We start from the raw sequence: 26,603 nt of genomic DNA on the forward strand, positions 1-26,603 counted from the left end.
TATGAGTAAGAAAATTATTGATAAGTTAACTATTTCCCTTTTGGAAACAGTTAAGAAGGAAGCTTTGAGGTGATATAATGTCAGATATCTTACAAAGGGATGGTCTTACGATAGAATTGCTTGGACGCTTGTCTTATAAGTCAAATCTAGGAATTAACTTAAAGAAGAATTTACATTATTTTGATAAGGAAAAGCTTTTTGAAGAACTTATAAAGGTGAATGAGTGGTATGATTCGTATGATGAATTGTATGAATTAGCATTGGACTATAGAATTAAGAGTATTCAATCTGCAATATTGAAGTATGAAAGATATTATCCAGACCATCAGACCAGAAAAGTATTTGATGATATGTTAGGATTTCGTTCGCTATGTGATAATTACGAGGATGTGTTGACATTGAAGGGAATTCCAGAGTTACGTGTGGCAGACATGTCAAAAGGAAAAGCAAATGATGATGGTTATAGAGGGATTCATGTGTATTTTCAATTAGATGGCAGTCATTACCCTATCGAAATACAATATAATACATATTATGACAGGCAATTTAACAATTGGCTTCATAAATATGTATATAAAAAGAAATATGATAATTCGGTAGGATGTCACTTGCGAGAATTATACGAAGGTGCTAAAATTCTAACAGAAAAAGATTTTAAGGAGGCGTTAGAACATGTGTTATTTAGTAGCTAAACATGTAGGTGAAGTCGGAAGTGTTGCATTAAAAACAACACATGGGAAACATCTTTCAGAGTTTAAAAGATCAATAGAGGAAAAAGTTGGATATGAAAAAATTCAACTTGTTACTATCAGTAGACCTTCAGCTTATGGAGAATATGAACCGTATTATTTTGCGGATACGGAGGAAGAATTTGAAAAACTTGTTATAAATATGTAGAATCAGATTAACAAAGCAAAGTACAGAACAAACATTCGGTTTGCTCTGTACTTTATTTTTATCTTCTGCTATAATGTCAAAAGAAGAATATTACGAACTAAGGTGAAGAAAATATTATAGACGGATTCCTAAAGGAGAAAACTATGGATCATTTTAACCTGGTATCAGAATACTCCCCAACCGGCGACCAGCCCCAAGCCATCGAAGCCCTTGTCAAAGGCTTCAAGGAAGGTAACCAATGCCAGACCCTTCTTGGTGTTACCGGTTCGGGCAAGACGTTCACGATGGCAAACGTAATACAACAATTGAATAAACCAACGTTAATTATCGCGCACAATAAGACTTTGGCAGCGCAGTTATATGGAGAGTTTAAAGAGTTCTTCCCTGAGAATGCAGTGGAATATTTTGTCTCCTACTATGATTATTACCAGCCGGAAGCATACGTGCCGTCTTCCGACACATATATAGCAAAGGATTCATCCATCAATGACGAGATAGACAAGCTGCGCCATTCTGCGACGGCGGCGCTGTCCGAGCGGCGCGATGTGGTGATTATCGCCAGTGTATCCTGCATCTACGGTCTTGGAAGTCCGATCGATTATCAGGAGATGGTCATTTCTCTGCGCCCGGGTATGATAAAGGACCGGGATGATATTATAAGAAAGCTGATCGATATTCAGTATGACCGCAATGAGATGGACTTTAAGCGCGGTACGTTCCGTGTCCGGGGCGACGTGCTGGAGGTTATCCCGGCCATGAACGACTGTGACGTCATCCGCATCGAGTTTTTTGGAGATGAAGTAGAACGCATCACGGAAGTGGATGCACTTACAGGTGAGATAAAAAATGAACTGAATCATATCGCCATATTTCCTGCCTCACACTATGTCGTGTCCAAGGAGAGTATGGAGCGGGCGGTAAAAGAGATAGAAGTAGAGCTGGAAGAGCAGATCCAATATTTTAAGAGTAAAGGAAAGCTCCTTGAGGCACAGCGGATCTCCGAGCGGACGAATTTTGATATAGAGATGATGCGGGAGACCGGATTTTGTTCCGGTATTGAGAACTATTCCAGACATCTGACCGGACTGGCCCCGGGACAGCCGCCTCATACGCTGATCGACTATTTTCCGGACGATTTTATCATGATGATAGACGAGTCCCACAAGACAGTGCCGCAGATCGGCGGTATGTACCACGGCGACCAGTCAAGAAAGTCTACGCTTGTGGACTATGGATTCCGCCTGCCGTCCGCAAAGGATAACAGGCCGCTCAGTTTTGAGGAGTTTGAGGGCAAGCTGAATCAGGTGATGTTTGTGTCCGCCACCCCGGGCCGCTATGAAGCGGAGCATGAGCTTTTGCGGGCGGAACAGGTCATCCGTCCTACGGGACTTCTGGATCCGGAGGTGGAAGTGCGGCCGGTGGAAGGACAGATTGACGATCTGGTGGGTGAAGTTAACAGGGAAGTGGCCAAGAAGAATAAGATCCTTATTACGACTCTGACAAAGCGTATGGCAGAAGACTTGACAGATTATATGCGGGAACTGGGGATCCGTGTAAAATATCTGCACTCCGATATTGATACGCTGGAGCGTACCGAGATCGTCCGTGATATGCGTCTGGATGTGTTTGACGTTCTTGTCGGCATCAACCTGCTCAGAGAAGGACTTGATATCCCTGAGATAACGCTTGTCGCGATCCTGGATGCCGACAAGGAAGGTTTCCTGCGTTCCGAGGTATCACTGATCCAGACGATCGGGCGTGCCGCCCGTAATTCAGAGGGGCATGTTATAATGTACGCGGATAAGGTGACAGATTCCATGCGCCTGGCGCTGGAAGAGACAAAGCGTCGGCGGCAGATACAGATGAAATACAATGAGGAGCACGGCATCACCCCGCAGACGATACAAAAGGCGGTACGTGATCTCATCAGTATATCAAAGAAGGTCGCCACAGAAGAGATGCGCCTGGAGAAAGATCCCGAATCTATGAGCAGGAAAGAACTGGATAAGCTTATAAAAGAGGTGACAAAGCGGATGAAAACGGCTGCGGCAGAACTGAACTTCGAGGCGGCGGCAGAATTGCGTGATAAATTAGTGGAATTGAAAAAGATATCAGAAGATTTATAGAATTTTCATAGGGGTCAGACCCCTCGCGCTGCAGGGGTCTGACCCCTGTGGAAATTGACAGAAAGGAATGTATGATGCAGAACAAAGCTGATGAGAAACAGTATATCAAGATACGAGGTGCCAATGAGCACAACCTGAAAAATTTAGATCTGGACATCCCGAGGAATGAACTGGTCGTTCTGACCGGCCTGAGCGGTTCCGGGAAGTCTTCACTGGCGTTCGATACGATCTACGCGGAGGGGCAGAGAAGGTATATGGAATCGCTGTCGTCCTATGCGAGGCAGTTCCTCGGGCAGATGGAGAAGCCGGATGTGGAGAGCATCGAAGGGCTCTCTCCGGCGATATCCATTGACCAGAAATCTACGAACCGTAACCCGAGATCTACGGTCGGCACGGTGACGGAGATATATGATTATTTCCGGCTGCTCTATGCGCGCGTCGGAACGCCTCACTGCCCGCAGTGCGGCAAGGAGATCGTGAAGCAGACGGTGGATCAGATGGTGGACCAGATCATGGACCTGCCGTCCGGGACAAAGATCCAGCTTCTGGCTCCGGTGGTGAGAGGAAGGAAAGGAAGACATGAAAAGCTGCTGGAGCGCGCCAAGCGCAGCGGTTATGTCCGTGTGCGCATCGACGGTAATCTGTACGAGCTGTCGGAGGATATCGCGCTGGACAAGAATATCAAGCATAATATAGAGATCATCGTCGACCGTCTTGTTGTGAAGGAAGGGATCGAGAAACGTCTTACTGACTCTGTTGAGGGCGTGCTCGCGCTGGCGGAGGGGCTTCTCGTTGTGGATGTGATCGGCGGGGAGACGATGAATTTCAGTCAGAGCTTTTCCTGCCCGGACTGCGGCATCAGCATTGATGAGATCGAGCCGAGAAGCTTTTCCTTCAACAATCCGTTCGGCGCCTGCCCGGAATGTCTCGGGCTTGGCTATAAAATGGAATTTGACGAGGATCTGATGATCCCGGACAAAAATCTGAGTATCGCAGAAGGGGCGATCGCGGTCATGGGATGGCAGTCGTGTACGGATAAGGGAAGCTTTACCCGTTCCATTCTCGACGCGCTTGCAGATGCATACGGTTTTTCGCTGGAGACGCCGTTTAAGAAATATCCGAAAAAGATACATGACATCCTCATATACGGTACGGGCGGAAAAGAGGTCAAAGTACATTATAAAGGCCAGCGCGGCGAAGGTATATATGATGTGGCGTTCGAGGGACTGATCAAGAATGTGGAACGCCGCTACAGGGAGACTGGTTCTGAGTCATCCAAGGCCGAGTATGAGACATTTATGCGGATCACGCCCTGCCATGAGTGCGGCGGCCAGAGGCTTAAGCCGGGCGCTCTCGCTGTGACGATAGGCGGTAAGAACATTGCAGAGGTCACGGCCCTTTCAATAGGAAGACTTCAGAGATTTCTGGACAGGCTGAAGCTGAATAAGCAGCAGACACTCATCGGCGGCCAGATACTGAAAGAGATCAAGGCCAGGATCCAGTTTCTCATGGATGTGGGTCTTGAGTATCTCACGCTGTCGAGAGCGACAGGCTCTCTGTCCGGCGGCGAGGCGCAGCGGATCCGTCTGGCGACCCAGATCGGCTCCGGACTGGTAGGCGTGGCATATATACTTGATGAGCCGAGCATCGGACTTCACCAGCGGGATAACGACAAGCTGCTGAACACGCTGAAGCACCTGAGAGACCTGGGAAATTCTGTCATCGTGGTGGAGCACGACGAGGATACGATGCGCGAGGCGGATCATATCGTGGATATCGGGCCGGGCGCCGGTGAGCACGGCGGAGCCGTCGTTGCGCAGGGGACGGCGGAAGAGATCATGAAAAAGGAAGATTCCATAACAGGCGCGTATCTGAGCGGCAGGCTGGCGATCCCGGTTCCGGACGAAAGGGCAGAGCCCTCCGGATGGCTGAAGATCAAAGGAGCCAGAGAAAACAACCTGAAAAATATTGACGTAAAGATACCGCTCGGGGTCATGACATGTGTGACCGGCGTGTCCGGTTCCGGGAAGAGTTCTCTTATCAATGAGATCCTTTATAAGAGGCTGGCGAGAGATCTGAACCGCGCACGGACCATTCCGGGCCGGCACAAGGATATTGAGGGCATCGGCCAGCTGGACAAAGTGATCGATATCGACCAGTCGCCGATCGGCCGGACGCCCCGCTCCAACCCGGCCACGTACACAGGCGTATTTGACCTGATACGGGATCTCTTTGCGGCCACGCCGGATGCAAAGGCCAAAGGGTACAAAAAAGGACGGTTCAGCTTTAATGTGAAGGGCGGGCGGTGTGAAGCGTGCAGCGGTGACGGCATCATCAAGATAGAGATGCACTTCCTGCCGGATGTCTATGTCCCGTGTGAAGTGTGCGGCGGCAAACGTTACAACAGAGAGACGCTGGACGTAAAATATAAGGGAAAGAGTATATACGATGTGCTGAATATGACGGTGGAGGAGGCGCTCGAGTTTTTTGAGAATGTGCCGAGCATACGCAGGAAGATGGAGACACTGTATGATGTCGGTCTGTCCTATATCCGTCTCGGCCAGCCGTCCACACAGCTGTCCGGCGGAGAGGCCCAGCGCATCAAGCTGGCGGCGGAGCTGAGCAAGCGAAGCACCGGGAAGACAGTATATATTCTTGACGAGCCGACTACGGGGCTACATTTTGCGGATGTGCATAAACTGACAGAGATTCTGCGGCGTCTTGCGTCCGACGGCAATACGGTGATCGTGATCGAGCATAATCTGGATGTGATCAAGACAGCCGATTATATCATTGATATCGGGCCGGAAGGCGGAGACAAAGGGGGAACGGTCATTGCCGAGGGAACTCCTGAGGAGATTGCGGCAAATCCGGTCTCATACACAGGAAAATATATTGATGTCATGCTCCATAAATAGCATGTTCCGCCGGCCGTCCGTGCCGGCGGAACAGAGGGAAAGGAACGGCCGCTCTGCGTCGGAAGCGGCCGTTCCTTTCCCTGTATTTAAAAATAATGCATAAATATGTCTGGCTGGATGCATATTAATTAGAAAAACGCCTGCAGTTCCTGTTGTTGCATTTGGATTCACAAAGAATTAAGGAAAAAAGGGGTTTCCATTTTTTGAAAATTTGATTATAATGATACATGCACGTACCCAGGATTATCCAGATACGTGCTTTGGATGATAAACAAATGATAATCATATAGATAGCATAATGAAAGGGGAAGAAGAATGTCAGTAGATATTGGAATCGATTTAGGGACTGCCAGTATCCTTGTATATGTGAAGGGCAAGGGCGTGATACTGAAGGAGCCGTCTGTCGTTGCATTTGACAGGGACACGAACGCCATCAAGGCGATAGGAGAAGAGGCAAGGCTCATGCTCGGCAGGACGCCGGGCAATATCGTTGCGATCCGTCCTCTCAGGCAGGGCGTTATCTCCGACTATACAGTGACGGAGAAGATGATCAAGTACTTTGTTCAGAAAGCGATGGGAAAGCGTACATTTAAGAAACCGCGCATCAGCATCTGCGTGCCGAGCGGCGTGACGGAAGTGGAAAAGAAAGCGGTAGAAGAAGCGACATACGCTGCCGGAGCCAGAGAAGTGAACCTTATAGAAGAACCGGTAGCCGCGGCCATCGGCGCGGGCATAGACATTTCCAAGCCGTGCGGGAATATGATAGTGGACATCGGCGGCGGAACGGCTGACATTGCAGTGATCTCCCTCGGCGGGACCGTTGTCAATACCTCTATAAAGATAGCGGGAGATGATTTCGATGAAGCGATAGTGAGATATATGCGCAAAAAGCATAATCTGCTGATCGGGGAGCGCACGGCCGAGGATATAAAGATCAAGATCGGTACGACCTATCCCCTGATCGAGGAGGAAGCTATTGAAGTGAGGGGAAGAAATCTTGTCACAGGTCTTCCGAAGACCGTAACCGTCACTTCTTCCGAGACGGAGGAAGCGTTAAGAGAGACGACAGGACAGATTGTGGAAGCTGTCATAGGTGTGCTGGAGAGAACGCCGCCTGAACTGTCTGCGGATATTCTGGACAGGGGCATCGTGCTGACCGGCGGCGGGGCAATGCTGCGCGGCCTGGAAGAACTGATCGAGGAGAAGACCGGGATCAACACGATGACGGCAGAAGACCCGATGAAGGTCGTTGCGATCGGTACAGGTCAGTTTGTTGAATTTATGAGTGGGCGAAAAGATATTTAATGGAAACGATAAAAGGATATGTAGAACACATCGTATACCGGAACGAAGAGAACGGCTATACGGTATTTAACCTGAACAATGAGGACGGAGAACTGACCTGCGTAGGCAACTTCCTGTTTATCGAGGAGGGAGAACTACTGAACTTAAGCGGTGGTTATACGACGCATAAGCTGTACGGAACGCAGTTTTCCGTGGAGTCTTCGGAGGCGTGTGAGCCGGAAGACCTTGTATCCATAGAACGCTATCTCGGATCAGGCGCCGTAAAGGGGCTGGGGACCGCGCTTGCCGGGCGTATCGTAAAACGCTTCAGGGAGGATACGTTCCGCATCATAGAAGAAGAGCCGGAGCGCCTTGCGGAGATCAAAGGGATCAGCGAGCGCAAAGCGAGGGAGATCGCGCTTCAGGTGGAAGAAAAGAAGGACATGCGCCAGGCCATGATCTTCCTCCAGAAGTACGGTATATCAACGTCGCTTGCCGCAAAGATATACCAGCATTACGGGCAGAGCGTTTACCGGGTCATAGAGGAAAACCCGTATCAGATCGCGGACCACGTATCCGGTGTGGGATTTAAGACCGCTGATGAGATCGCGGCGAAGGTTGGGATTCATACAGATTCTGACTACCGCGTACGCAGCGGTATTTTCTATACCCTTCTTCAGAGTATCAGCGAGGGACATATCTATCTGCTGCAGGAGACGCTCCTGTACCGCGCAGGACAGCTGCTCGGCGTGGAGATACGGCACATAGAGAAGTACCTCATGGACCTGGCCATGGAGAAAAAAACGGTCATGAAGGAGGCAGAGGACGGCGTGCGTGTATACGCGGCCCATTATTATTATATGGAGCTGAACGTTGCAAAAATGCTTCATGACCTGAACATAACGTATGACGTATCAGAAAGCACTCTGAGACGCCGGCTTAAGGCGATTGAAGAGAATACGGGGCTGGAGCTTGACGAGATGCAGCGAAGCGCGGTCATGGAGGCTGCGGGTCACGGTATCACTGTATTGACAGGCGGACCGGGAACCGGTAAGACGACAACGATCAATGCCATGATACGTTTCTTTGAGAGTGAAGGGATGGATATTTTTCTGGCGGCGCCTACCGGCAGAGCAGCAAAACGGATGACAGAGGCGACTGGATATGAGGCGCAGACCGTCCACCGTCTTCTGGAAGTAAACGGCAATCCCGAGGAGGAGGGGAGAAGCGGTTTTCTGCGCAATGCAGAAAATCCGCTGGAGGCAGATGTGGTCATTATCGATGAGATGTCCATGGTCGACCTGCCGCTTATGGCCGCTCTGCTGGACGCGATTTGTCCCGGCACACGGCTTGTGCTTGTGGGCGACAGAAACCAGCTGCCCTCCGTCGGCCCGGGAAGTATACTGAAGGACATTATAGACGCACACTGCTTTTCCGTCGTAATGCTCACAAAAATCTTCCGTCAGGCCGGAGAAAGCGATATCGTGGTCAATGCCCATAAGATCAACAGAGGAGAAGAGGTTGTGCTGGACAATAAAAGCCGCGATTTCTTTTTCCTGAAACGGCAGGACGCCAATGTGATCATCAGTGTGCTCATAACATTGATACAGAAGAAGCTGCCCAAATATGTACATGCCGAGCCTTATGATATTCAAGTGCTGACGCCGATGCGCAAAGGCCTGCTCGGAGTTGAGCGCCTGAACCGTATACTGCAGGAATACTTAAATCCCCCCTCTGAATCCAGAAAAGAGAAAGAATATGGGGGGCGGCTTTTTCGCACCGGGGACAAGGTCATGCAGATCAAGAATAATTACCAGCTGGAATGGGAAGTGTCCACGAAGTACGGAATGACCATTGACAAAGGGCTGGGGATATTCAACGGCGATATGGGCATCATAAAGGACATCAATACATATGAGGAGACCATTTCGGTGGAGTATGATGAACACCGGGTGGTAAAATATCCGTACAGCTTATTAGACGAGCTGGAACTTGCATATGCTATTACCATACACAAGTCTCAGGGGAGCGAGTACCCGGCGGTAGTGATACCGCTTCTCAAGGGCCCGAGGCAGCTGTATCACAGAAATCTTCTGTATACTGCGGTGACAAGAGCGAGACAATGTGTAACACTTGTGGGGAGCGACACGGTATTCCAGGATATGATACAGAACACGAATGAACAGAACAGGAATACGTCTCTTGCGGAACGAATCCGGGAATTAAAATGAAAGATACAAATGTCCTGAAGCTTTTCTGGCCGGAAACATGCCCCTTCTGCGGAAAGGTGCATAGAGAAGGCGCCTGCCCTGCCTGCTTACCGGCTGTAAAGCGGTTGGAACTGAAAGGACCAAGATGTATGCAGTGCGGCAAGCCTGTCAGGCGGACGGAGGACGAATACTGCCGCGACTGCGCGCATACATATCATCACTATGACAGGGGGAGCAGCATATGGCTTCACAAACCTCCTGTCAGCACATCTATCTATCGGTTTAAATACCAGAATCAGAGAAATTATGGAAGCTACTATGCCGAAAAAATGGCGGAGCAGTGCGGCGCGTTTATAAGAGCATGTGATCCGTATCTCATCGTACCTATCCCATTACACCCCAGAAAAAGGCGCAGCAGAGGGTATAACCAGGCGGAGATCCTGGCCGCCTGCCTCGGAAAACTTACCGATATACGTGTGGACGGCAGAGGACTTGCGAGGATACGCAGTTCCAGTCCCCAGAAGCTGCTTGGAAGCAGTGAGAGAAGGCGGAACGTGCGGGGGGCTTTTGCAGTCACGGAGCATTTCAGGCCCGTGCCCTCTGTCCTGCTCATAGACGATATCTACACGACCGGAAATACTGTCGATGCGGCCGCTGAAATACTGAAAAAAGCCGGCGTTGAAAATGTCTGTTTTTTGACTATAAGTATTGGACAAGGATACTGATATTTGTTATACTAAAAATGATGTTTAATTATATGAACAGGAATTTGAGGTGGATTATGTTAGATGAGCGGAGAGTGAAACTGATGACCCAGCTTGCCTTTTATGAGCAGACGCAGGGAAAGCAGGATTTCAAGATAAGTGAATATTATAGAAAAGACTATGCAGGAATGCATACGATCTGTTCCATCCTCTGGGTGACGGTCGGTTATGTATGCGCGCTTGCACTCATTTTTCTGGCCGGTATGGAAAGCCTGATGGCAAAGATGTCGAACGGACTGATCATAACATTAGGCCTGGCTGTTGTCATCGGTTATTTCGTGCTCGTCATCGCGTATGCGGTCATAACGAGCCATGTTTATAATCTGAGACATAAGAAAGCAAGACAGCGCGTGAAGAAGTATAATCATAACCTGACGAGACTGCTTAAGATGTATGAAAAGGAGAATAAGTAAATGGAAAGTTTGTTCGTACTCCGGGGACGGCTGCAGGAACTGTATGCCAGGAATTCTAAGGTGATAGACAAGGCAATCCAGTTTGTGCTTGCGCTTGTAACATTTTATCTGATCAATCATAACATAGGGTTTATGAAACTGGCCGCATCACCGGCTGCAACAGTTGCACTGGCAGTTATCTGCACCTTCCTTCCCATGATCATGATCGTGATCGCGGCGGCAGCGCTTATTCTGATCCATACATTTTCCGTCTCCCTTGCAACGCTTGCGGTGACGGCGATCGTATTTCTTGTGATGTTTATCTTCTATTTCCGGCTGACGCCGAAAATGACACTGATCGTACTGCTCACACCGATCGCGTTTGCCTTTAAGATACCGTATGTGATACCGGTCGCATTCGGCCTCGTAAGCGCGCCGGTGGCCCTCGTGGCAGTCTCCTGCGGCACGATCGTCTATTATATGCTGAAATATGTTAAAAGTACGGCGGCTGTTCTGGAGAGCAGCGGGGCAAAAGGACTTATGACGCAGATCAGCGCGTATGCCAAGCAGGTATTTCAGAGTAAAGAAATGTGGGTGATCATTGCAGCGTTTATCATCTGTTTCTTTGTCGTATATACGCTGCGCAGACAGTCCATGGACCATGCATGGAAGATCGCAGTCGTGGCAGGAGCGGTTGTGGACGTTGTCATAATCGCGGCCGGGGATATCGCACTCGGGGTACATACTTCCTATGGAAGTCTGATAGCAGGAAGTATAGCGGCAGCCGCGGCGGGGCTGATACTGGAATTTTTCTTTTTCTCTGTGGATTATGCCAGAAGCGAGAGCCTGCAGTATGAGGATGACGAGTATTACTATTATGTAAAAGCGATACCGAAGATATCGGTGGCTACTCCTGAAAAGACCGTTAAGCGTATCAATGAACGGCAGGAGACAGAGATCATAGATACGGAAGAAGTGAGAAGAAAGGCCAGACGTTCCGGCGGAGCAGCGGCGAAAAGACCGCCTGTGGAAAGAGAGGCCGACCGGAAAGCGCCGGCAGAGAGAAAGAAGAAGCCGGCGCCGAAAAAAGGCCCTTCCGCGAAGAGCCGCGTGATCGGCAATACGGAACAGATTCTGCTGACGCAGAGCCTGAAACAGGATCTGGACCTGGATAAGAAATAAATGCGGGGGAAGTATGAATGATTAAGAAGGAGGTGACAGGATGGAACAGCAGATCACACAGTTGATGGAACGTTATCTGAGTATCGTAGACGTTTATTTCCCCGAGGTGCATCTTACGGATGTCATCGAGGTGATAATTCTGACGTTTCTGATCTATCAGATCATGATCTGGATCAAAAATACGAAAGCATGGATGCTGCTGAAAGGCATCATTGTGCTTGCTGTCTTTATTCTTGTCGCTGCTATTTTAAAAATGCACACGATTTTGTTTGTGGCCAGAAATTCGGTCACGGTAATGGCGACGGCGGCGATCGTCGTGTTCCAGCCGGAGCTGCGCCGCGCGCTTGAGAAGCTGGGGGAGCGTAAGTTTCTTACGTCTGTCGTCCCTTTTGAGACGAACCGGGAGCGTGTGAGATTCAGTGAAGAGACGATGGACAGTATGATCGACGCTGCCTACAGTATGGGCGCTGTTAAGACGGGCGCGCTGATCGTGGTAGAACAGGCGATCCGCCTGACGGAATATGAAAGTACCGGCATCCGTCTGGACTGTATGGTTTCCAGGCAGGTGCTGATCAATATATTTGAACATAATACGCCGCTGCATGACGGGGCGATCATCATAAGAGGAGACAGGATCGTCTCAGCGACCTGCTATCTTCCTCTGTCCGACAATATGGGACTGAGCAAGGATCTGGGGACAAGGCACCGCGCGGCGGTGGGGATGAGCGAAGTCAGCGACGCTCTCGTGATAGCGGTCTCCGAAGAGACGGGGGCAGTCTCCGTGGCATCGGGGGGACAGCTGTACCGCAACATCAGCCGTGAGGAGCTCAGGGAGAAGCTCACCTCGATCCAGAATAAAAAGACAGATACGAACAAATTAATAGCAATGTGGAAAGGAAGGCACCATCATGAAGAGAAGACTGATGAATAATATTGGTCTCAAGATATTAGCTTTCTTTGCGGCACTGCTATTGTGGCTCATAGTAGTTAATATCGATGATCCGGTAGTAGACAAAACATTTTCCAATATACCTGTCACCGTGACCAACGAGGAGGTACTGACAGCGGATCCGAAAAATCCGCAGACCTTTCAGATCGTAGACGGCACGCAGACGGTGAATGTCACCGTAGTCGGCAAGAGAAAGCTTCTGAATGAGATAAAGGCGGAGGACATCCTCGCCACCGCAGATATGAAGGAATTGACATTAAAGACCCAGATACCGATCGACGTTACCGTCAACGGATATGAGGGGCGGTACAGCAGCGCGTATGCGACGCCGAGAAATCTGCAGGTGAAGCTGGAGAAAGAACAGGGCAAGAAATTCCCGATCACGCCGACAACGACCGGCACCGTAAGGGATGGATATGTGCTCGGAGAGATTGCTTCAGACCCTGAGTCTGTATTTATAAGAGGACCGGAATCTGTGATCAGCAAGATCAGCAGGGTGACAGCGGAGGTTGATGTATCGGGCATGTCGTCCGACTCTGTGCTGAAGTCTCAGCTTACGCTGTACGATGAAGACAACAATGAGATCGACCAGTCGCTGCTGACGAACAACCTCGGCAGCAAAGGGGTAGGGGTCAGCATACAACTGCTGCACACGAAGAAGGTCAGCCTGGAGTTTGACACATCCGGAATCTCTGCCGCGCCGGGATATGCCTTTTCAGAGATCACATACGAACCGCAGGAGATCCACGTATCCGGGAAGTCAGATGCGCTGGACAGTATAACGAGCATTCAGGTTCCCCGGTCAGCGCTGGAAATATCCGGTGTGAGCGAAAAGACAGAAAAGATAGTGGATATTACCCCGTATCTTCCGGATAATATCAGCCTTGCGGATGAAAATGCAGGCACGGTCGTCGTGTCCATCAGTGTGGAAAAGAATGGAACAAAATCATTTGAGCTGCCGCTTGGTTCCATCGCTGTGAACAATCTGGCAGAGAACTTGAAGCTGACATATGGAATGGCGGAAAATATTGAGATACAGGTACGGGGACCGAGAGAGATCCTGGATAAGCTCGAGGCAGGTGTTGACATCACGGCAAACATAGATCTTAAGAGCTGTAAAGAAGCAGGAACATATGAAGTTCCGGTCAATGTGCAATATCCGGCAAGCTGCTCGCTGGAGCAGAGTATCAAGGTGAAAGTTGTATTGGAGAGTAAAGAATAGGAGGACAGTATGGTTAGCCAGAAGGTAAAGATCACGAACCCGACAGGACTGCATCTTAGACCGGCAGGTATATTCTGCAATGAGGCGCTTAAGTACGAGTGTAAAGTGACATTTCTGATAAGAAACACAACGGCAAACGCAAAGAGCATCCTGAGCATTCTCGGTGCGTGCGTCAAAGAAGGCGACGAGATAGAGCTGGTGTGTGAGGGTGAAGGTGAAGAAGAGGCGCTTAAGGCTATGACCGCCATCGTGGAGCATGGGCTTGAAGATTAATGTCTGATCGTATATTGACAGGCAGGCCGGCATGTCTTAATGGATATCGGAAGCATAATAAGTGACAATAAATATGAGAGACGGGTAAGCAGATTGCTTCCCGTCTTTTGTCTATTATCTAACAATTTAAAGAGTTTTCTTTATTGTCAAATTATAGCAATATATGACAATAATCGACAAAATGTGAATTTTTTATACACAAACAAGATTTCTGTAGTAATTTATATATAAAATAGTTTTTCTCAATGTAAGCGGATTAAAGGAGTGAATGATCACGGAAGACAAGGAGTACATCTACATTCAAGACAGCGAGCATATCTGGAGGAAAGTAATGTTGTCGGATATCTATTATATCGAGACGATAAAATCCACTCATTACTGCGAGATCGTCTACAAAAACGGGGTAGGCAAGATACGCGCAGATATCACGCCGCTGCAGGAGGAGTTCGCTCCATATTTATTTCGGACGAAAGCGTCTACACTGGTGAATCTGGATCTCGTGCAGAAGGTAGACACAAAGAACAGGATTCTTTATTTCAATGATACGATATATTGTACGTATGCGCAGCGTCTGTCACCTGAGGTGAAAAAACGCCTCAGGCTTTATAATTACAGGAGTTACAGGGGGAGAGAAGATGAGTGAGCGGCCATATCCATTTGAAAAGAACCGGTACTATTATGGAAAGATGCTTACATCGGCTGATTTTCAGGCTGAGCAGCGGTACAATGAGTACAAGAGGATGTTTCTGAATCAGATGGTCCTGGGGAGAGGGGTTTTATGCGGCCTTGGAGTCAGGATGCTGGACGAGCGGACGCTCCTAATTGAGAGCGGGGCGGCAGTGGACGGAGCCGGAAGAGAGATCACAGTTCCCGGAGATACGGTAAAAAAGCTGTCTGCGTTTGAAGGATATGACAGTCTGGCAAAGCAAAAGGCAGCGCTGTATGTGAGATACAGGGAAGAGACTGCGCAGCCGGTCTGTGTTGTCAACAGAAAAGCAGAACAGGATGAGTATGAAGACAACAGAATACGGGAGAAATATGAATTTTTCCTTGCAGACTGTCAGGAGAGACAGCAGAGCGGACCGGATGAGGATTTTTTTGTGGAAGCGCTGCTCTCAGGAGGTCCTGATTATGCAGTAAGCCTCAGAATGCCTGCCGTTGTCAGCAGGGGAAGGAGAGTGAGGCTTTCTCTTCTCGTGGAGAAGCTCTCAGATGAAGAGAGCAGTCTGTCTCTGTCAGGAGTGCTGAAGCTTCCGGCCTTTTTGACAGCGGAAGGAGCACAGGAACTGCATATATGTGAAGAGGATATTGTGCTTGAGTGCGGAGCGTTCCGGACATATGATCACTGGCTGTATGCAAGTGAGGTGGAATTTGATTCCACAACGATACTATGGGATGTGGATGCGTCGGCGATCACCGTCGACGGCAGCGAGGCAGAGTGTGAACCCGATCCGGAACTGCCGCTCAGACTGACGGACCGGACGCCTGAGGAGCTGATCAAGTGGAGGGTCGGACAGAAGAGTCTGGAAGAAAAGAACCATGGGAATGAGGAGGAGGCTGTCCGGCTTGCGGAAATTTCCATCGCGGATGAGGCACACGATCATGTGCTCCGGGAGGTGAGGGAATTTGGAGTAAAAAGATACATACCGGTACCGGAGTCAGAAGAGATATGCAGAGAATACCTTTCCTATTATTCTGAACATGCAGAATATATCCGGGACATGCTCCCGGCGGCCGAAAAGAAAGAGGAAGAAATACCGGCCAGGGAGGCTGAAGCGCCTGTCATACGGGGAGGGACGCTGGAAATTCCGCTTGATGTTAAGATGAAAAAGGGGAAGATCTGTTATTCGGAAGAGATCATACACGGACTCGGGCCTGGGAATGTATATGTGGACGTTGGTATCTGCAATGTGGACGACGGGGCAGGGAGCAGAAATAAAAGTGATACCGTTGTCTACGGAGACACCGGACTGTTTGAGGGAAAAAACAGGCAGGGGATCTCTGCGCAGACAGCCGTTAAAGTGTTTGAGGCCAGAGGAAGCTTTCAGGTAGCCGCAAGGCTCACCGGAGAGCAGAATACTATCGTACTGCCCCTCAGGTGGACAGCGGTCAGAGTACCTGACGGGACGGATACAGACGGGGAGGACGGTAATATGCAGATCGTGCCGGAGACTCCGACCGTGAGACTGTCCCAGGGAGAGAAGCATTACTTTTCTGTCCGGTTCAAAAACATGCTGCCATGTACACTTAAGTATGAGCTGATGGAAGACGGAGGCGGTGAGATCGGACCGGACGGCATATACACTGCACCTGCGAAAGCCGGCATATATGAGATCAGGATATCTTGCGCGGATCACAGAAGCGTATGCACTTATGTGTATGCAGTTGTAGGAGGGAAGGAATGAGCCTTAGGAAAATAGCTGCTGTACGGGAAGGCAGGGTGAACGCAGTCAGTGTATGCACAGATTCGGCGGACGATGAATGGCATACACTGTGGGAAGTGAAAAAACACAGCTGCGCCAGGAAACTTATGGAGATGCAGGGAGCGGCCCCCTTTGGAGAATTTCGTATGGATGGGGAGCGGCTCAGTGTCATACTTGCATATGAAGAACCGAGACCCCTTGAACGGTTTTATCAGGGCAGTATATATACATGGGAGGAACGGCGCCGGGTCTACGATAATCTGACCGCGGCATGTGCGGATGCCGGTATGCCATATCCTCTTCTGTATCTCCTGCTGAAGGACAGGTGTATAAATATACGCCGGGATGACACCATTTATTTTACCTATTACATACTGCTGGACGAGCTGAAACCGGACCGGACGGAGCAGGACTGTGTAAGGCTGGCGGCAGGGATACTGGCGGAATTGATGGAACTGTACGGAAAAAAAGAAGAGCGGTCGTGTCTTGCGCTTATCCGTAAAAAACAGAAAAGAAATGCATACCACAGCTTTGCGGAGCTTGCACATGACTTGAAATTTATAGACGGAAGAAAACGCCTGAGCCTTATATGGGGAAGGATCCCTTATCCGGAGCAGAGTACAAAGGACAAACTGTTCCGGATACTGCTGACGGTAACAGTTCTGCTTGCGGCCGCAGCTGTATTACTGCTTCTTTCACAGCTCATATTCGGGGACATACCGCTGTTTCGTGCGTTTACTTCCGCTGTCAGAAGGATCGGCACCGAATCACTGCTTAAGTAAGGGGGGAGCACTACGAAAAAAGGAATAGATCTTACCCCGAGGGATGAGAAGGATTATTACCGTATTGGCTTGTGGCTTGTGAGTAAGAGGTTTGCGCTGTTAGTCACTGTCATCGTATGCGTGGCAAGTCTCTGGTGTGTGTTCCGGTCTTTTCCGGCAGCTTCGGCGGGAAAAGAACAGGGGATTCCAGTATTCCGGTACAATTCCCTTCCGCTTAAGTTTTACAGGGGAAAAGCCGAGGTGCTTGCTAGATCAGGATATACGGCATACATCGGACAGGTGAGCAAGGGGGCGGCCCAGGGGAAAGGGACGCTGTATACGAAAGAAGGAAATGTCCGTTACAAAGGCGGATTTTCCGGAAATGAGTATCACGGAAAGGGAACGCTTTACCGGGAAAGCGGGACGAAAGAATATGCCGGCGCGTTTCAATATGGTGTGAAACAGGGGAAAGGGAAGCTTTATAATACAGGGGAAGAGCTTGTGTACACCGGAAGTTTCCGCAATAATGCCATCGTCTACGAACAACTGGCAGGGATCCCGACAGAAGAAGCGGCCCGTAAGTATACCGGAAAGCAGATCCTGTATGAGCTGGACGGCCGGATCTGTGCCGCAATGCCGGAGATACATGCCGTATACAGCGCCAGGAGCGGGGAGACATACGCAGACAGCCTCTGGATGACAACGGGAGTCTATGTATTGGCAGAACAATTTGTGACAGATGAGGGAAATCTGAAAACAGTAAAAGAACTGAAAACATATTTTGGCAGTTCAGAGTATGAAGGCACGACACCGCTGCAGTTTGAGGATGTTGCGGCCATGAGGCAGCTGTCTTCCTCCTCCGCGAAAAAGTACCAGACAGAAGTTTTCGTTGAGACAGAAGGAGAACTGTCGGATGCCAGAACAGTGACCGGTTACAGCCGCGACGCAGACGGTTATATCTATACATTTGAAAAAGAAGGATTTTGCTACACATTTTTTACATACGGGAAGAACGGCGGATTTGGGATGTACCTCATAGAAAAAGAGGAATAGTCAGATGGGGAGAGAAAAGTGGAAAAAAGACGGAAGAGATTTCTTTGTATTTTATGTTCTGTCTGCATATCAGCAGGAGTATTTGTCCAGACGCCCCGGACGGCCGAAGCCGGACAGAGAGTGCTGACGCTTGCCCAGGCGAAGAAGCTTGCATACTTAAACAGCGCGGATTATACAAAGGTAAAGAGCAAGATAAATCTGCAGAAGATCAAATATACGGAGGCGGTAAAGTCGATCGCGCTGAAGCAGAAGAATATGCTCACGTTCCGGTGGTCTCCGCTTCTTAAATTCAAGTTTCCGGAGCGGCCGGACATGGCTGAACTGTATGACTGGCTCTACAAGCCGATCCAGCTGCAGACCGCTCTGTCTGAGCTTATGCATGAACTGCAGGATGTAAAGTACGCCGTGGATGAGAAGGTCTCCAATTTATATGTGGCGGCCTATGCCGCGCAGGAGAAGATCACATTTACAGAGGCGAGACTGGACAGTGCGGACGGGACACTCAAACGTAACGAGTGGAAGGTCAAAACTGGGGAAGGGGCGCAGGCAGATGTAGACAAAGGAAAGACACAGATGAAGAAGCTCACAACAGATGTCAGTCTCCTGATGCGGCAGCATGAGACAGCAAAAAAGAAGCTTGGCAATGCGGTCGGACTGGATCTGTCGTGGGGGTATCGTTTTGAGAATCCATACGTAAAAGGGAAGATCGGACGCAGTATGCTGAAAGAACTGACAGAATATACGCTTTCCCGTGACCAGGGCTGTTATGAGGCCGGGTTAAATGCGCGCGCAGGACTTATCAGCATGGAATTGAACGAACGGATGCTCAAAGTGAAATATAAAAAGTATATGCCCTATATACAGAGTTATATCAACCAGGCCCGCCAGGGGCAGAAGATAGATAAGGATGCGTTCAAGGCATCCTATGACCAGTTCCTGCATGCTCTGGACAGCCGATGGCAGGGAAACTTTAAGATATTGTTTATCAAGATATCGAAGGAATGGCTGAAAGGCGCGCTGGACGGGGTGCGGTATATTGAGGATGATCCTTACGTCATGTACACGCAGGTGCTGGAATATGCAGACTTTAAGCTGGAACAGGACAATAAGAAAAAAGAGGTGGAGGAGGCGGTATCGGATCGATTTGAAGCGCTCATCACTTCAAGAAACGCGCTGGACGCCCTCCGGGAGACTGTGACAGATATGGAAGGAAAGCTTCAGAAGCAGCTGGCGCTGAACAGACAGGGTAAACTTTCCTTTGAAGAGTTGAACGCCCAGCAGGAAGAATACGAAGAATATGAGATAGAAATGCTCGATACACTTGCCGATTACAGCAGCCAGCTCTATTCCTTTGACCGGCTCACATGCGGGGGAATCACAAAATATCTGGAAGAGGGAAGTCTGTCGGCCGATACGGTGGCAGGAGGCGAAAGTTATCTTGTACAGGAGGATGGAGAAGGCGCTTACTATACGCTGGAATCGAGGATGGAGGACAATATCTTCCTCCTGCACGTGCGTATCCCGGAGGACTTCAAGGTAAAGGTCACGGACTATGAACTGTGGGTGGACGGGACACAGGTGGGGGACCGGACGAAGGCCGGAGATCCCTTGAAGCATCTTGCCCTTACACTGGACGATGTCCAAAGCGCGGCCGTACGCTTTTATAATAAAGACGCCTTTGTAGATGAATGCAAGATCGATCCGATGGTCTCCCAGGGGACACTGGATATAAAAGGAGAGTATAAGGCTGCAGAGAAAAAGGCGGAGAAAAAGGCGGCGGACTATTCCTATACGTTTCGTTCCTCCACCGGCATGGCGGAACTTAAGATAGAGCCGGCAGCGGGAGAAGGGATCGCCTACTACCAGGTGACCGACCGGGACGGTCAGGCTGTATTTGAAAAAAAGCTGGTTCCGGCAGGAGAGCCGTTCCGTTACCTGGAGGTTGCGGCAAAGGACCAGAAGAATCTCAGGATAACATTCTATGATGCAGACAAAAAGAAACTTTATACGGGAGAGTTTCAGCCGGACACACTGCAGATCACAGTACAGGAGGAATAAGGGATGGGGAGACGAAAGAAAAAAGCAGCGGCGGCCGTGACCGCGCTTCTCATCACCGCCGGATTCGTTGTATGGTTTCTGGCCGGCAGAAGCGAGGCGGTATTCAGGGAGGAGGACGCTGTCCACATCGATCCGGATAAGATCGAACAGTCTACGCTTATCGTAGGGACTCATCTGATATACCTCGGTTCCATTACCGATAAGCTGTACGAGACTGCAGCCGCGTCGGCGGAGGAATCCGGACAGACAGATATATACTACAGATCAGAACTGGGGGACGGCAGGTGGTACGCCGTCAATGATGCCGGATCTTTGGAGGATATAAGCGAAAAAGGAAAAGAAATTCCAAAGTCCAGGATAAAGAGCCTATTTTTGACGCATCACACAAAGTCCGACGGATATACGTACCGTCTGAAAGACAATAAAAGGGTCAGTGTATATGAGATCAATTCTCCTTATGATCTGGAGGGAATGAAGGAGCTGTCCGCGCTTTCACGGCAGAAAGAGCTGAATGGAAAAGGCGCGGAGGTGTTCCAGGCCAAAGTAAAAAACAAGGTCACAAAATGGTGTGACAAAAGCCTTGATAAACTGCAGAAAGAAACTGTCCGGCTCAGGACTGCCGGTGCGGATGCCGAGTGGCTTGATATGCTGGATAAGGCGATGGGAAAGGTAGATGACCTGCGCCGTCATGAAGTATATAAGAAAGTGGATCAGAAAGTTCAGAAGCTTCTTGACGATGAGGATGGTGCGGATGCGGGATACAACGAAGCGCTCTCCGGGACATTGACTGAGCTGTCGGACCGTCTGGCCGAGACGGACGGGAATATGCTGAACACAGATCCGGAAGCGATCGAGGAGGAAGAGGAGTCCGGGGATGAGCCGGAGGAAGAGGAACCAGATAATGAGCCGGAAGAAGAGGAAGAATTTGAGATAACAGTCATGGCAGAGATGGAATCTGAGCTCATATGGCAGTATATTCAGGACCCGGACGACCGTATTCTGACGGATATGGTGACGTTACAGCATATCATGGACGGGGTGAGCACGGTTCCGGGAGAAGAGGCGGAGTTTTTGAAGAATAAACTGATCCCGGCCGCGGAAGCGGCATATGCCCGTAACCCGACTGAGGCTGCCGAAAATGAGCTGGAATATTACAGAAGTGAATGGAATCTGCGTGAAAATGGCACAGAGGAGTCAGGGCAGGAGCTGAGGCAGATGTATGATGAGAAAGCAGAGCTTGAGGAGAAGAGACTGGCGGCGCTTGATGAGGAGGACCTGACGGAGGCTAAGCGGATCGAGGCGCTCATCGATGTGAAGAGCAAAGAGATCCTGGACAGAGAGGACGCCATTTCCAGGGAGACTGCTTCCCTTATAAAGCAGAAGACGGGACTGGAAGCAGAGCTTTCCGGAACCGGGACGGAGGAAGAGAAAGAGAAGATCCAAAATGAGATAGACAAGCTTGACAGCCGGATCGCCGCCCTTGGGGCCGGTGTTGATGAAGGCACTTCCACAGCCAGGATCCAGAAGATGGCAGAGGAGGCGGCAGAAGCAATGGAAGAAGGGGCGGACGGGGCAGCCAGGGCTGCGGAGGCAGTGGATGGGATCGAAGCTCTGTGCGGTTCCAATCCGGAGCTGGCAGGAAGCAGTCTCAGGAATCTGTATGAAAAGATGGCGGCAAAGAAATATCTGGACGACACGAAGATATATGACAGCATACTTGACAGTATCGAGACGGCTCTGGCGGAAAATATGACGGTGCTGGACGGTGAAATAGATGAAAAGGAGGCAGTGCAGATCATGGAAGAGACGGCCGGCAAGGATAAGATGGCCGCCCTCATGGGGCTTTCCATGTTCGTGGAGCAGACAGCGGACGCAGGGCTTGAGAATCTGCTGGAAGGAAAAGCAAAAGCCTGGGCAGGGGAAGAGGATGCGTATGTATTTGCCAGACTTTCCGGCACTGCGGGGATCCGGTACGCTCCGGCTGATGTGACGGCCCGCTATGCGTCTGTCCGGTATGTCTTTAATGACAATAAAAAAAGAGCAACGCTCGCTTCCAGAAAAACGTACTATCAGTTCACTGCTTTTCAGAGCAGCGTTATAAGGGGACCTGAGGAACAGAAAGAAAAACTCAGCTTTGCGGCAGGTTTCAAGGGGACCGTCTATATACCGGAAGATTATGTGAAGCAGGAATTTGGGTGTGAAGTTTATGATATACCGGGCACCGGTTATTGTATTCTTATAGATCAAGACATAACAGATAAGGCAGCAGAAGTCTGCGATGCACTGTTAGAGAAAGGAGAGTAAAGAGATGGCAGATTATTTATCACCGGGAGTTTATGTGGAGGAATACGACAATTCTCCCAGAGGAGTGGAAGGAGTCGGCACAAGTACGGCAGGGTTTGTCGGTATGGCGGAAAAGGGCGCCACATCAGGACCGCCTGTGCTTGTCACGGGATTTGCGGACTTCACGAGAAAATACGGAGGATACTTAAGTGAATTTACACACGGCGAATACCGGTATCTTGCGGGGGCTGTGGAACAGTTTTTTGCCAACGGGGGGACCCGTCTGTTTATAGCGCGTGTCGTTCCGGAAGACGCAAAGGCCGCGGAAGGGACGGCGGGCAATGTGACTTTGAGGGCTAAAAACGAGGGGGCGTGGGGCAACAAGATCACCGTGTCGGTCAAAGCTTACGCGAAGCGCAGGATGCAGCTTCTTGAAAAGCTGACCGATAAGAAATACCGCGCCAAATCCGTCTCCGGGTTTGAGGAAGGCAGTATTGTCAAAGCCGGTGAGGCTTACAACCGGATCACAGCGATCCAGGGGCTGGAGGTCACGTTTGAGGAAGCCTTTAAGGAAGATATGGCAGACGACAGCCTTGTGCCGGAGAAAGTGCTTTATCTGGCAGAGTTCCAGGCAGATATCCGCTGTGGTGACGAGGCGGAAGTCTTTGAAGAACTGAACATGAATCCTTTGTCCAGAAATTATGCGCCGTCCAGACTGTCGGCCAGCAGCATTGTGGAGGTGTCCGCCGCACTGCCGGAAGGGATAAAGAACCCGGCGGAGCTCTTTGCGGGGGCGGAAGAAGCAGTGATCACACTGGAAGGCGGATCAGACGGAACACTGGAGGAGGTGAATGACGGCACATTTATCGGAAAGAACGAACAGGCCGGCAAGCGTACCGGCATTCAGGCATTTCTGGAGAATTCGTTCGTGAGTATTATGGCGGTCCCCGGTATAACGAGCCCGGAGGTGGTCGTATCTCTTGTGAACCATTGTGAGAATACGAAGAGCCGGTTTGCGGTGATCGACATGCCGAAGGATATGACGGACCCGGCGGAACTGCTCGCCTACAGGGAGATGCTGGACAGCACATATGCGGCCATGTATCACCCGTGGATCCAGGTGTTTGACCGTTCCTGCCAGAAGCCCTCTTACTTTCCGCCGTCCGGCGCGGTCGCAGGTGTATATGCGAGGACAGATACGGCGCGTGGCGTACATAAGGCGCCTGCCAACGAGACGATCGCCTGCACCGGCTTAAGTGTCAATTATGCAAAGGGGGAGCAGGACATACTGAATCCTGCGGGTGTGAACCTCATACGCGCGCTTCCCGGGCAGGGCATCCGCATATGGGGAGCCAGGACGGCCAGCAGCAACGCGTCATTTAAATATGTGAACATCCGGCGCCTTTTTATCTATGTGGAAGAGAGCATCAAGGCGAATACAAACTGGGTCGTGTTTGAGCCAAATGATGAGGCGCTCTGGAACAGGGTGCGCACATCCATCTCTTCTTTTCTTGAGACATTGTGGAGAAATGGAATGCTGGCCGGCGCCTCGGCGGGAGAGAGCTTCTTTGTGGATATCGGGCCCTCGACGATGAGCCAGGATGACATTCAGAACGGGCGGCTCATCTGCAATATCGGTATCGCGCCGGTGCGTCCGGCAGAGTTTGTCATATTCCGCGTGACACAGAATACGGCGGAATCAGGAGCGTAAATAGAAAGGACAGGAGGTAAAAAATTATGCCAGGAGAAGAAAACGGAGGATACAGCTATCCTTTGACCAATATGAACTTCCTCGTTACATTCGGGGAGAATTTGACGGCGGCCTTTACGGAAGTGAGCGGGGTGGAGGCGACGGTGGAGGAGATCGAATTCCGTCAGGGGAATTCCACAAGCCTTGCGCCTGTAAAGATACCGGGGCTTATCAAACACGGCAGCGTGACGATGAAAATGGGCTACACGACAGACAACCAGCTCATAAACTGGATCTATAACTGTATCAAAGAGCAGCGAACGGGATTTGCGCGTAAGGATGTAACGATCGAGCTTATCGATATCCGGACGGAGTCACCCGCACAGCCGGTGCAGACAGACGCGGCCCGGCCGGCGTGGAAACTGAAAAATGCGTGGGTAACAAAATATTCGGCGCCGGATCTCAATGCATCGGGCAAAGAAGTTGCCATTGAATCGATCGAGCTTGCTTATGAAGAACTCGTGACTCCGGGCGGCGCAGCCGCAGGAGGCGGAGAGTCTGCAGGCGGAGGCGGAGAGTCTGCCACATAATAAGGTTTACGCCGTATGACAGAGGAAAAGGAGGAATGATATCATGCAGACCGTATATGAGTTTACGCTGCCGAAAGGATATATGGACGCCCAGGGAGGCATACACAGGAAAGGGAAGATGCGCCTGGCTACGGCAGGTGATGAGATACGGGCGACGAGGGATCCGAGGGTCGTCTCCAACCCGTCGTACCTGACGCTCGTTGTACTTTCCTATGTGATCACAGAGCTGGAGGGCGTGGAGATCATGACAGCGGGCGTCATCGAGCAGCTTTTTACGGCAGACCTTGCCTTTCTTCAGGATATGTATGAGAGGATAAACGACGTGGAGCCGCCCCGGACAGTGGTGACATGTCCGGCGTGCGGACATGTGCATGAAGTTCCGGTAAATTTTACACGGGAGGGATAACCCTCTATCCGGAAGAAGAACTGTACAGGGAAATGTCCTTTATCGCTTATTATTACCACTGGAGCCAGGAGGAGGTCATGGCGCTGGAGCACAGGGAGCGCAGACGGTGGTGCGATGAGATATCTGTCATAAACAGAGGACAGAGCCCGTCCGCGGGAAGAGAAAAAAGTATACTGGAGTGGAAACTTTGATGAGTGATATGGTAATGAACATGAATTTCCTGCTGACCCTTGGAGAGAAAGTGATTCCATGCAGGAGTATCCACGGTTTTCACAGGGAGTGTGAGCAGGAGTATATTCAGGAGGGCGGACTCAACGGCTATGTCCATATGCGTCCGAAGCCGGCGTCCGCTCCCTCGACACTTGAGATCGAGCGGTATGTGACAGGAGACTTTGAAGACGCATTGCCAAACGGAGAATGCCTGGATAAGGATCTTATACTGCAGGTGGGGATCGGCAGGGAGGGGGAGAAGAGTCCCTCCATGAAGCTGACATTCAAAGGATGCAAAGTGACGCAGAAAAGCTACGGAGAAATAAATGCGGAAAAGGGCGGTATCTTTGTGGAGACGACGACGGTCAGCTATCAGGAACTGAAAGTGGGTGACAGGATGTGAGAACAACGGAAGCATTTAACAGAAAGATCACGGTACTTTATGACCGTGACATCCGGCGCATCCGGCCAAAGAAACTGTCGCACTTAAGCGGCACGTCCCAGGTCGTACAAGTGAAGGAGGGCGATGTGCGGTATTCGCATCAGATGAACCTGCGCGTGGATGAACGGCCGCATATCACGCTGAAGCTGCTTGCCGGACTTACTTATCAGGAAGAGCTGGAACAGAGGTCATATGTGCGCCGAATGAAAAAGGCTGAGCTTGTCTATAAGAACCTTGAACAGACGGCGGATGCGGCCGGGCTCGTCAGAGAGCTGGAGGCAAAGAACAGGACACAGGTGAAGATAAATGAGATGAAAAAGGAGCTCGTCCGGGAGAGTAAAGAGGAAGTCCACTATATTGTGCGAAAGCAGATGCAGGAGCAGACCGGAGCGCTGACGGAGAAAGTGTACCGCCGCCTGGAACAGAAGCTTCAGGATGAAAAACGGCGCAGAGGGCTTTAAAAGGAGGAC

The 26,603-nt window shown here is 50.2% G+C and carries 24 protein-coding genes; all 24 read left to right on the forward strand.

Annotated elements, in window-relative coordinates:
- Window positions 1–77: 77 nt before the first annotated feature.
- The 24 genes from LAJLEIBI_RS05590 (at window position 78) to LAJLEIBI_RS05710 (ending at window position 26,594) form a co-directional block, all read left to right on the forward strand.
- Window positions 78–692 (forward strand): nucleotidyltransferase family protein, encoded by a 615-nt coding sequence (locus tag LAJLEIBI_RS05590; RefSeq protein ID WP_006441953.1) that lies wholly within the window; start codon window positions 78–80, stop codon window positions 690–692.
- Entirely contained in the window at window positions 673–897 is a 225-nt protein-coding gene (locus LAJLEIBI_RS05595) for a DUF6718 family protein (protein ID WP_006441954.1), read from the forward strand. The genes LAJLEIBI_RS05590 and LAJLEIBI_RS05595 overlap by 20 nt, the downstream gene beginning before the upstream one ends.
- A gap of 143 nt (window positions 898–1,040) precedes the next feature.
- Window positions 1,041–3,023 (forward strand): excinuclease ABC subunit UvrB, encoded by a 1,983-nt coding sequence (gene uvrB, locus LAJLEIBI_RS05605; protein WP_006441955.1) that lies wholly within the window; start codon window positions 1,041–1,043, stop codon window positions 3,021–3,023.
- A gap of 74 nt (window positions 3,024–3,097) precedes the next feature.
- Window positions 3,098–5,941 (forward strand): excinuclease ABC subunit UvrA, encoded by a 2,844-nt coding sequence (gene uvrA, locus LAJLEIBI_RS05610; RefSeq protein WP_040435342.1) that lies wholly within the window; start codon window positions 3,098–3,100, stop codon window positions 5,939–5,941.
- Window positions 5,942–6,256: 315 nt separating this feature from the next.
- Window positions 6,257–7,246 carry a rod shape-determining protein gene (gene mreB, locus LAJLEIBI_RS05615; RefSeq protein ID WP_006441959.1) on the forward strand — a complete coding sequence of 330 codons (990 nt, stop codon included), beginning with the start codon at window positions 6,257–6,259 and terminating at the stop codon, window positions 7,244–7,246.
- The gene (recD2, locus tag LAJLEIBI_RS05620) at window positions 7,246–9,456 is read left to right on the forward strand and encodes an SF1B family DNA helicase RecD2 (protein ID WP_006441960.1); all 2,211 of its coding nucleotides are present in this window, start codon (window positions 7,246–7,248) and stop codon (window positions 9,454–9,456) included. The genes mreB and recD2 overlap by 1 nt, the downstream gene beginning before the upstream one ends.
- The gene (locus LAJLEIBI_RS05625) at window positions 9,453–10,160 is read left to right on the forward strand and encodes a ComF family protein (protein WP_006441961.1); all 708 of its coding nucleotides are present in this window, start codon (window positions 9,453–9,455) and stop codon (window positions 10,158–10,160) included. Before recD2 ends, LAJLEIBI_RS05625 begins: the two co-directional genes overlap by 4 nt.
- 56 nt (window positions 10,161–10,216) lie before the next feature.
- Window positions 10,217–10,612 carry a hypothetical protein gene (locus tag LAJLEIBI_RS05630; RefSeq protein WP_040434695.1) on the forward strand — a complete coding sequence of 132 codons (396 nt, stop codon included), beginning with the start codon at window positions 10,217–10,219 and terminating at the stop codon, window positions 10,610–10,612.
- Window positions 10,613–11,773 (forward strand): hypothetical protein, encoded by a 1,161-nt coding sequence (locus tag LAJLEIBI_RS05635; RefSeq protein ID WP_006441963.1) that lies wholly within the window; start codon window positions 10,613–10,615, stop codon window positions 11,771–11,773. It begins immediately after the preceding gene.
- Between the two features lie 40 nt (window positions 11,774–11,813).
- A complete protein-coding gene (gene cdaA / locus LAJLEIBI_RS05640; protein WP_006441964.1) occupies window positions 11,814–12,704 on the forward strand; it encodes a diadenylate cyclase CdaA in 891 nt (296 codons plus the stop codon).
- The gene (locus LAJLEIBI_RS05645) at window positions 12,682–13,944 is read left to right on the forward strand and encodes a CdaR family protein (RefSeq protein ID WP_040434697.1); all 1,263 of its coding nucleotides are present in this window, start codon (window positions 12,682–12,684) and stop codon (window positions 13,942–13,944) included. Before cdaA ends, LAJLEIBI_RS05645 begins: the two co-directional genes overlap by 23 nt.
- A gap of 9 nt (window positions 13,945–13,953) precedes the next feature.
- Window positions 13,954–14,217 carry an HPr family phosphocarrier protein gene (locus tag LAJLEIBI_RS05650; RefSeq protein WP_006441966.1) on the forward strand — a complete coding sequence of 88 codons (264 nt, stop codon included), beginning with the start codon at window positions 13,954–13,956 and terminating at the stop codon, window positions 14,215–14,217.
- Between the two features lie 268 nt (window positions 14,218–14,485).
- Complete coding sequence (locus LAJLEIBI_RS05655) at window positions 14,486–14,860, forward strand: LytTR family transcriptional regulator DNA-binding domain-containing protein (protein WP_006441968.1); 375 nt, start codon at window positions 14,486–14,488, stop codon at window positions 14,858–14,860.
- Window positions 14,853–16,622, forward strand: coding sequence for a hypothetical protein (locus LAJLEIBI_RS05660; RefSeq protein ID WP_006441969.1), 1,770 nt, complete (start codon window positions 14,853–14,855; stop codon window positions 16,620–16,622). The genes LAJLEIBI_RS05655 and LAJLEIBI_RS05660 overlap by 8 nt, the downstream gene beginning before the upstream one ends.
- Window positions 16,619–17,422, forward strand: a complete 804-nt coding sequence (locus LAJLEIBI_RS05665) for a hypothetical protein (protein ID WP_006441970.1) — start codon at window positions 16,619–16,621, stop codon at window positions 17,420–17,422. Before LAJLEIBI_RS05660 ends, LAJLEIBI_RS05665 begins: the two co-directional genes overlap by 4 nt.
- 78 nt (window positions 17,423–17,500) lie before the next feature.
- Window positions 17,501–18,454 carry an MORN repeat-containing protein gene (locus LAJLEIBI_RS05670; RefSeq protein ID WP_006441971.1) on the forward strand — a complete coding sequence of 318 codons (954 nt, stop codon included), beginning with the start codon at window positions 17,501–17,503 and terminating at the stop codon, window positions 18,452–18,454.
- A gap of 18 nt (window positions 18,455–18,472) precedes the next feature.
- Entirely contained in the window at window positions 18,473–20,512 is a 2,040-nt protein-coding gene (locus tag LAJLEIBI_RS05675; protein ID WP_147570361.1) for a TolC family protein, read from the forward strand.
- A 3-nt stretch (window positions 20,513–20,515) separates the two neighbouring features.
- Entirely contained in the window at window positions 20,516–22,816 is a 2,301-nt protein-coding gene (locus LAJLEIBI_RS05680; protein WP_006441974.1) for a hypothetical protein, read from the forward strand.
- Window positions 22,817–22,820: 4 nt separating this feature from the next.
- Entirely contained in the window at window positions 22,821–24,506 is a 1,686-nt protein-coding gene (locus tag LAJLEIBI_RS05685; protein WP_006441975.1) for a phage tail sheath family protein, read from the forward strand.
- 26 nt (window positions 24,507–24,532) lie between these two features.
- Complete coding sequence (locus tag LAJLEIBI_RS05690) at window positions 24,533–25,075, forward strand: phage tail protein (RefSeq protein WP_006441976.1); 543 nt, start codon at window positions 24,533–24,535, stop codon at window positions 25,073–25,075.
- A 43-nt stretch (window positions 25,076–25,118) separates the two neighbouring features.
- Window positions 25,119–25,481, forward strand: coding sequence for a hypothetical protein (locus tag LAJLEIBI_RS05695; RefSeq protein WP_006441977.1), 363 nt, complete (start codon window positions 25,119–25,121; stop codon window positions 25,479–25,481).
- A gap of 32 nt (window positions 25,482–25,513) precedes the next feature.
- The gene (locus LAJLEIBI_RS05700) at window positions 25,514–25,672 is read left to right on the forward strand and encodes a DUF6760 family protein (protein WP_006441978.1); all 159 of its coding nucleotides are present in this window, start codon (window positions 25,514–25,516) and stop codon (window positions 25,670–25,672) included.
- Window positions 25,672–26,094 carry a hypothetical protein gene (locus tag LAJLEIBI_RS05705; RefSeq protein WP_006441979.1) on the forward strand — a complete coding sequence of 141 codons (423 nt, stop codon included), beginning with the start codon at window positions 25,672–25,674 and terminating at the stop codon, window positions 26,092–26,094. Before LAJLEIBI_RS05700 ends, LAJLEIBI_RS05705 begins: the two co-directional genes overlap by 1 nt.
- Window positions 26,091–26,594: a hypothetical protein gene (locus tag LAJLEIBI_RS05710; RefSeq protein ID WP_006441980.1), complete on the forward strand. Its 504-nt coding sequence runs from the start codon at window positions 26,091–26,093 to the stop codon at window positions 26,592–26,594. Before LAJLEIBI_RS05705 ends, LAJLEIBI_RS05710 begins: the two co-directional genes overlap by 4 nt.
- Window positions 26,595–26,603: the final 9 nt, after the last annotated feature.

Origin of the sequence: [Clostridium] hylemonae DSM 15053 (assembly GCF_008281175.1) — a bacterium.
Lineage (GTDB): Bacteria > Bacillota > Clostridia > Lachnospirales > Lachnospiraceae > Extibacter > Extibacter hylemonae.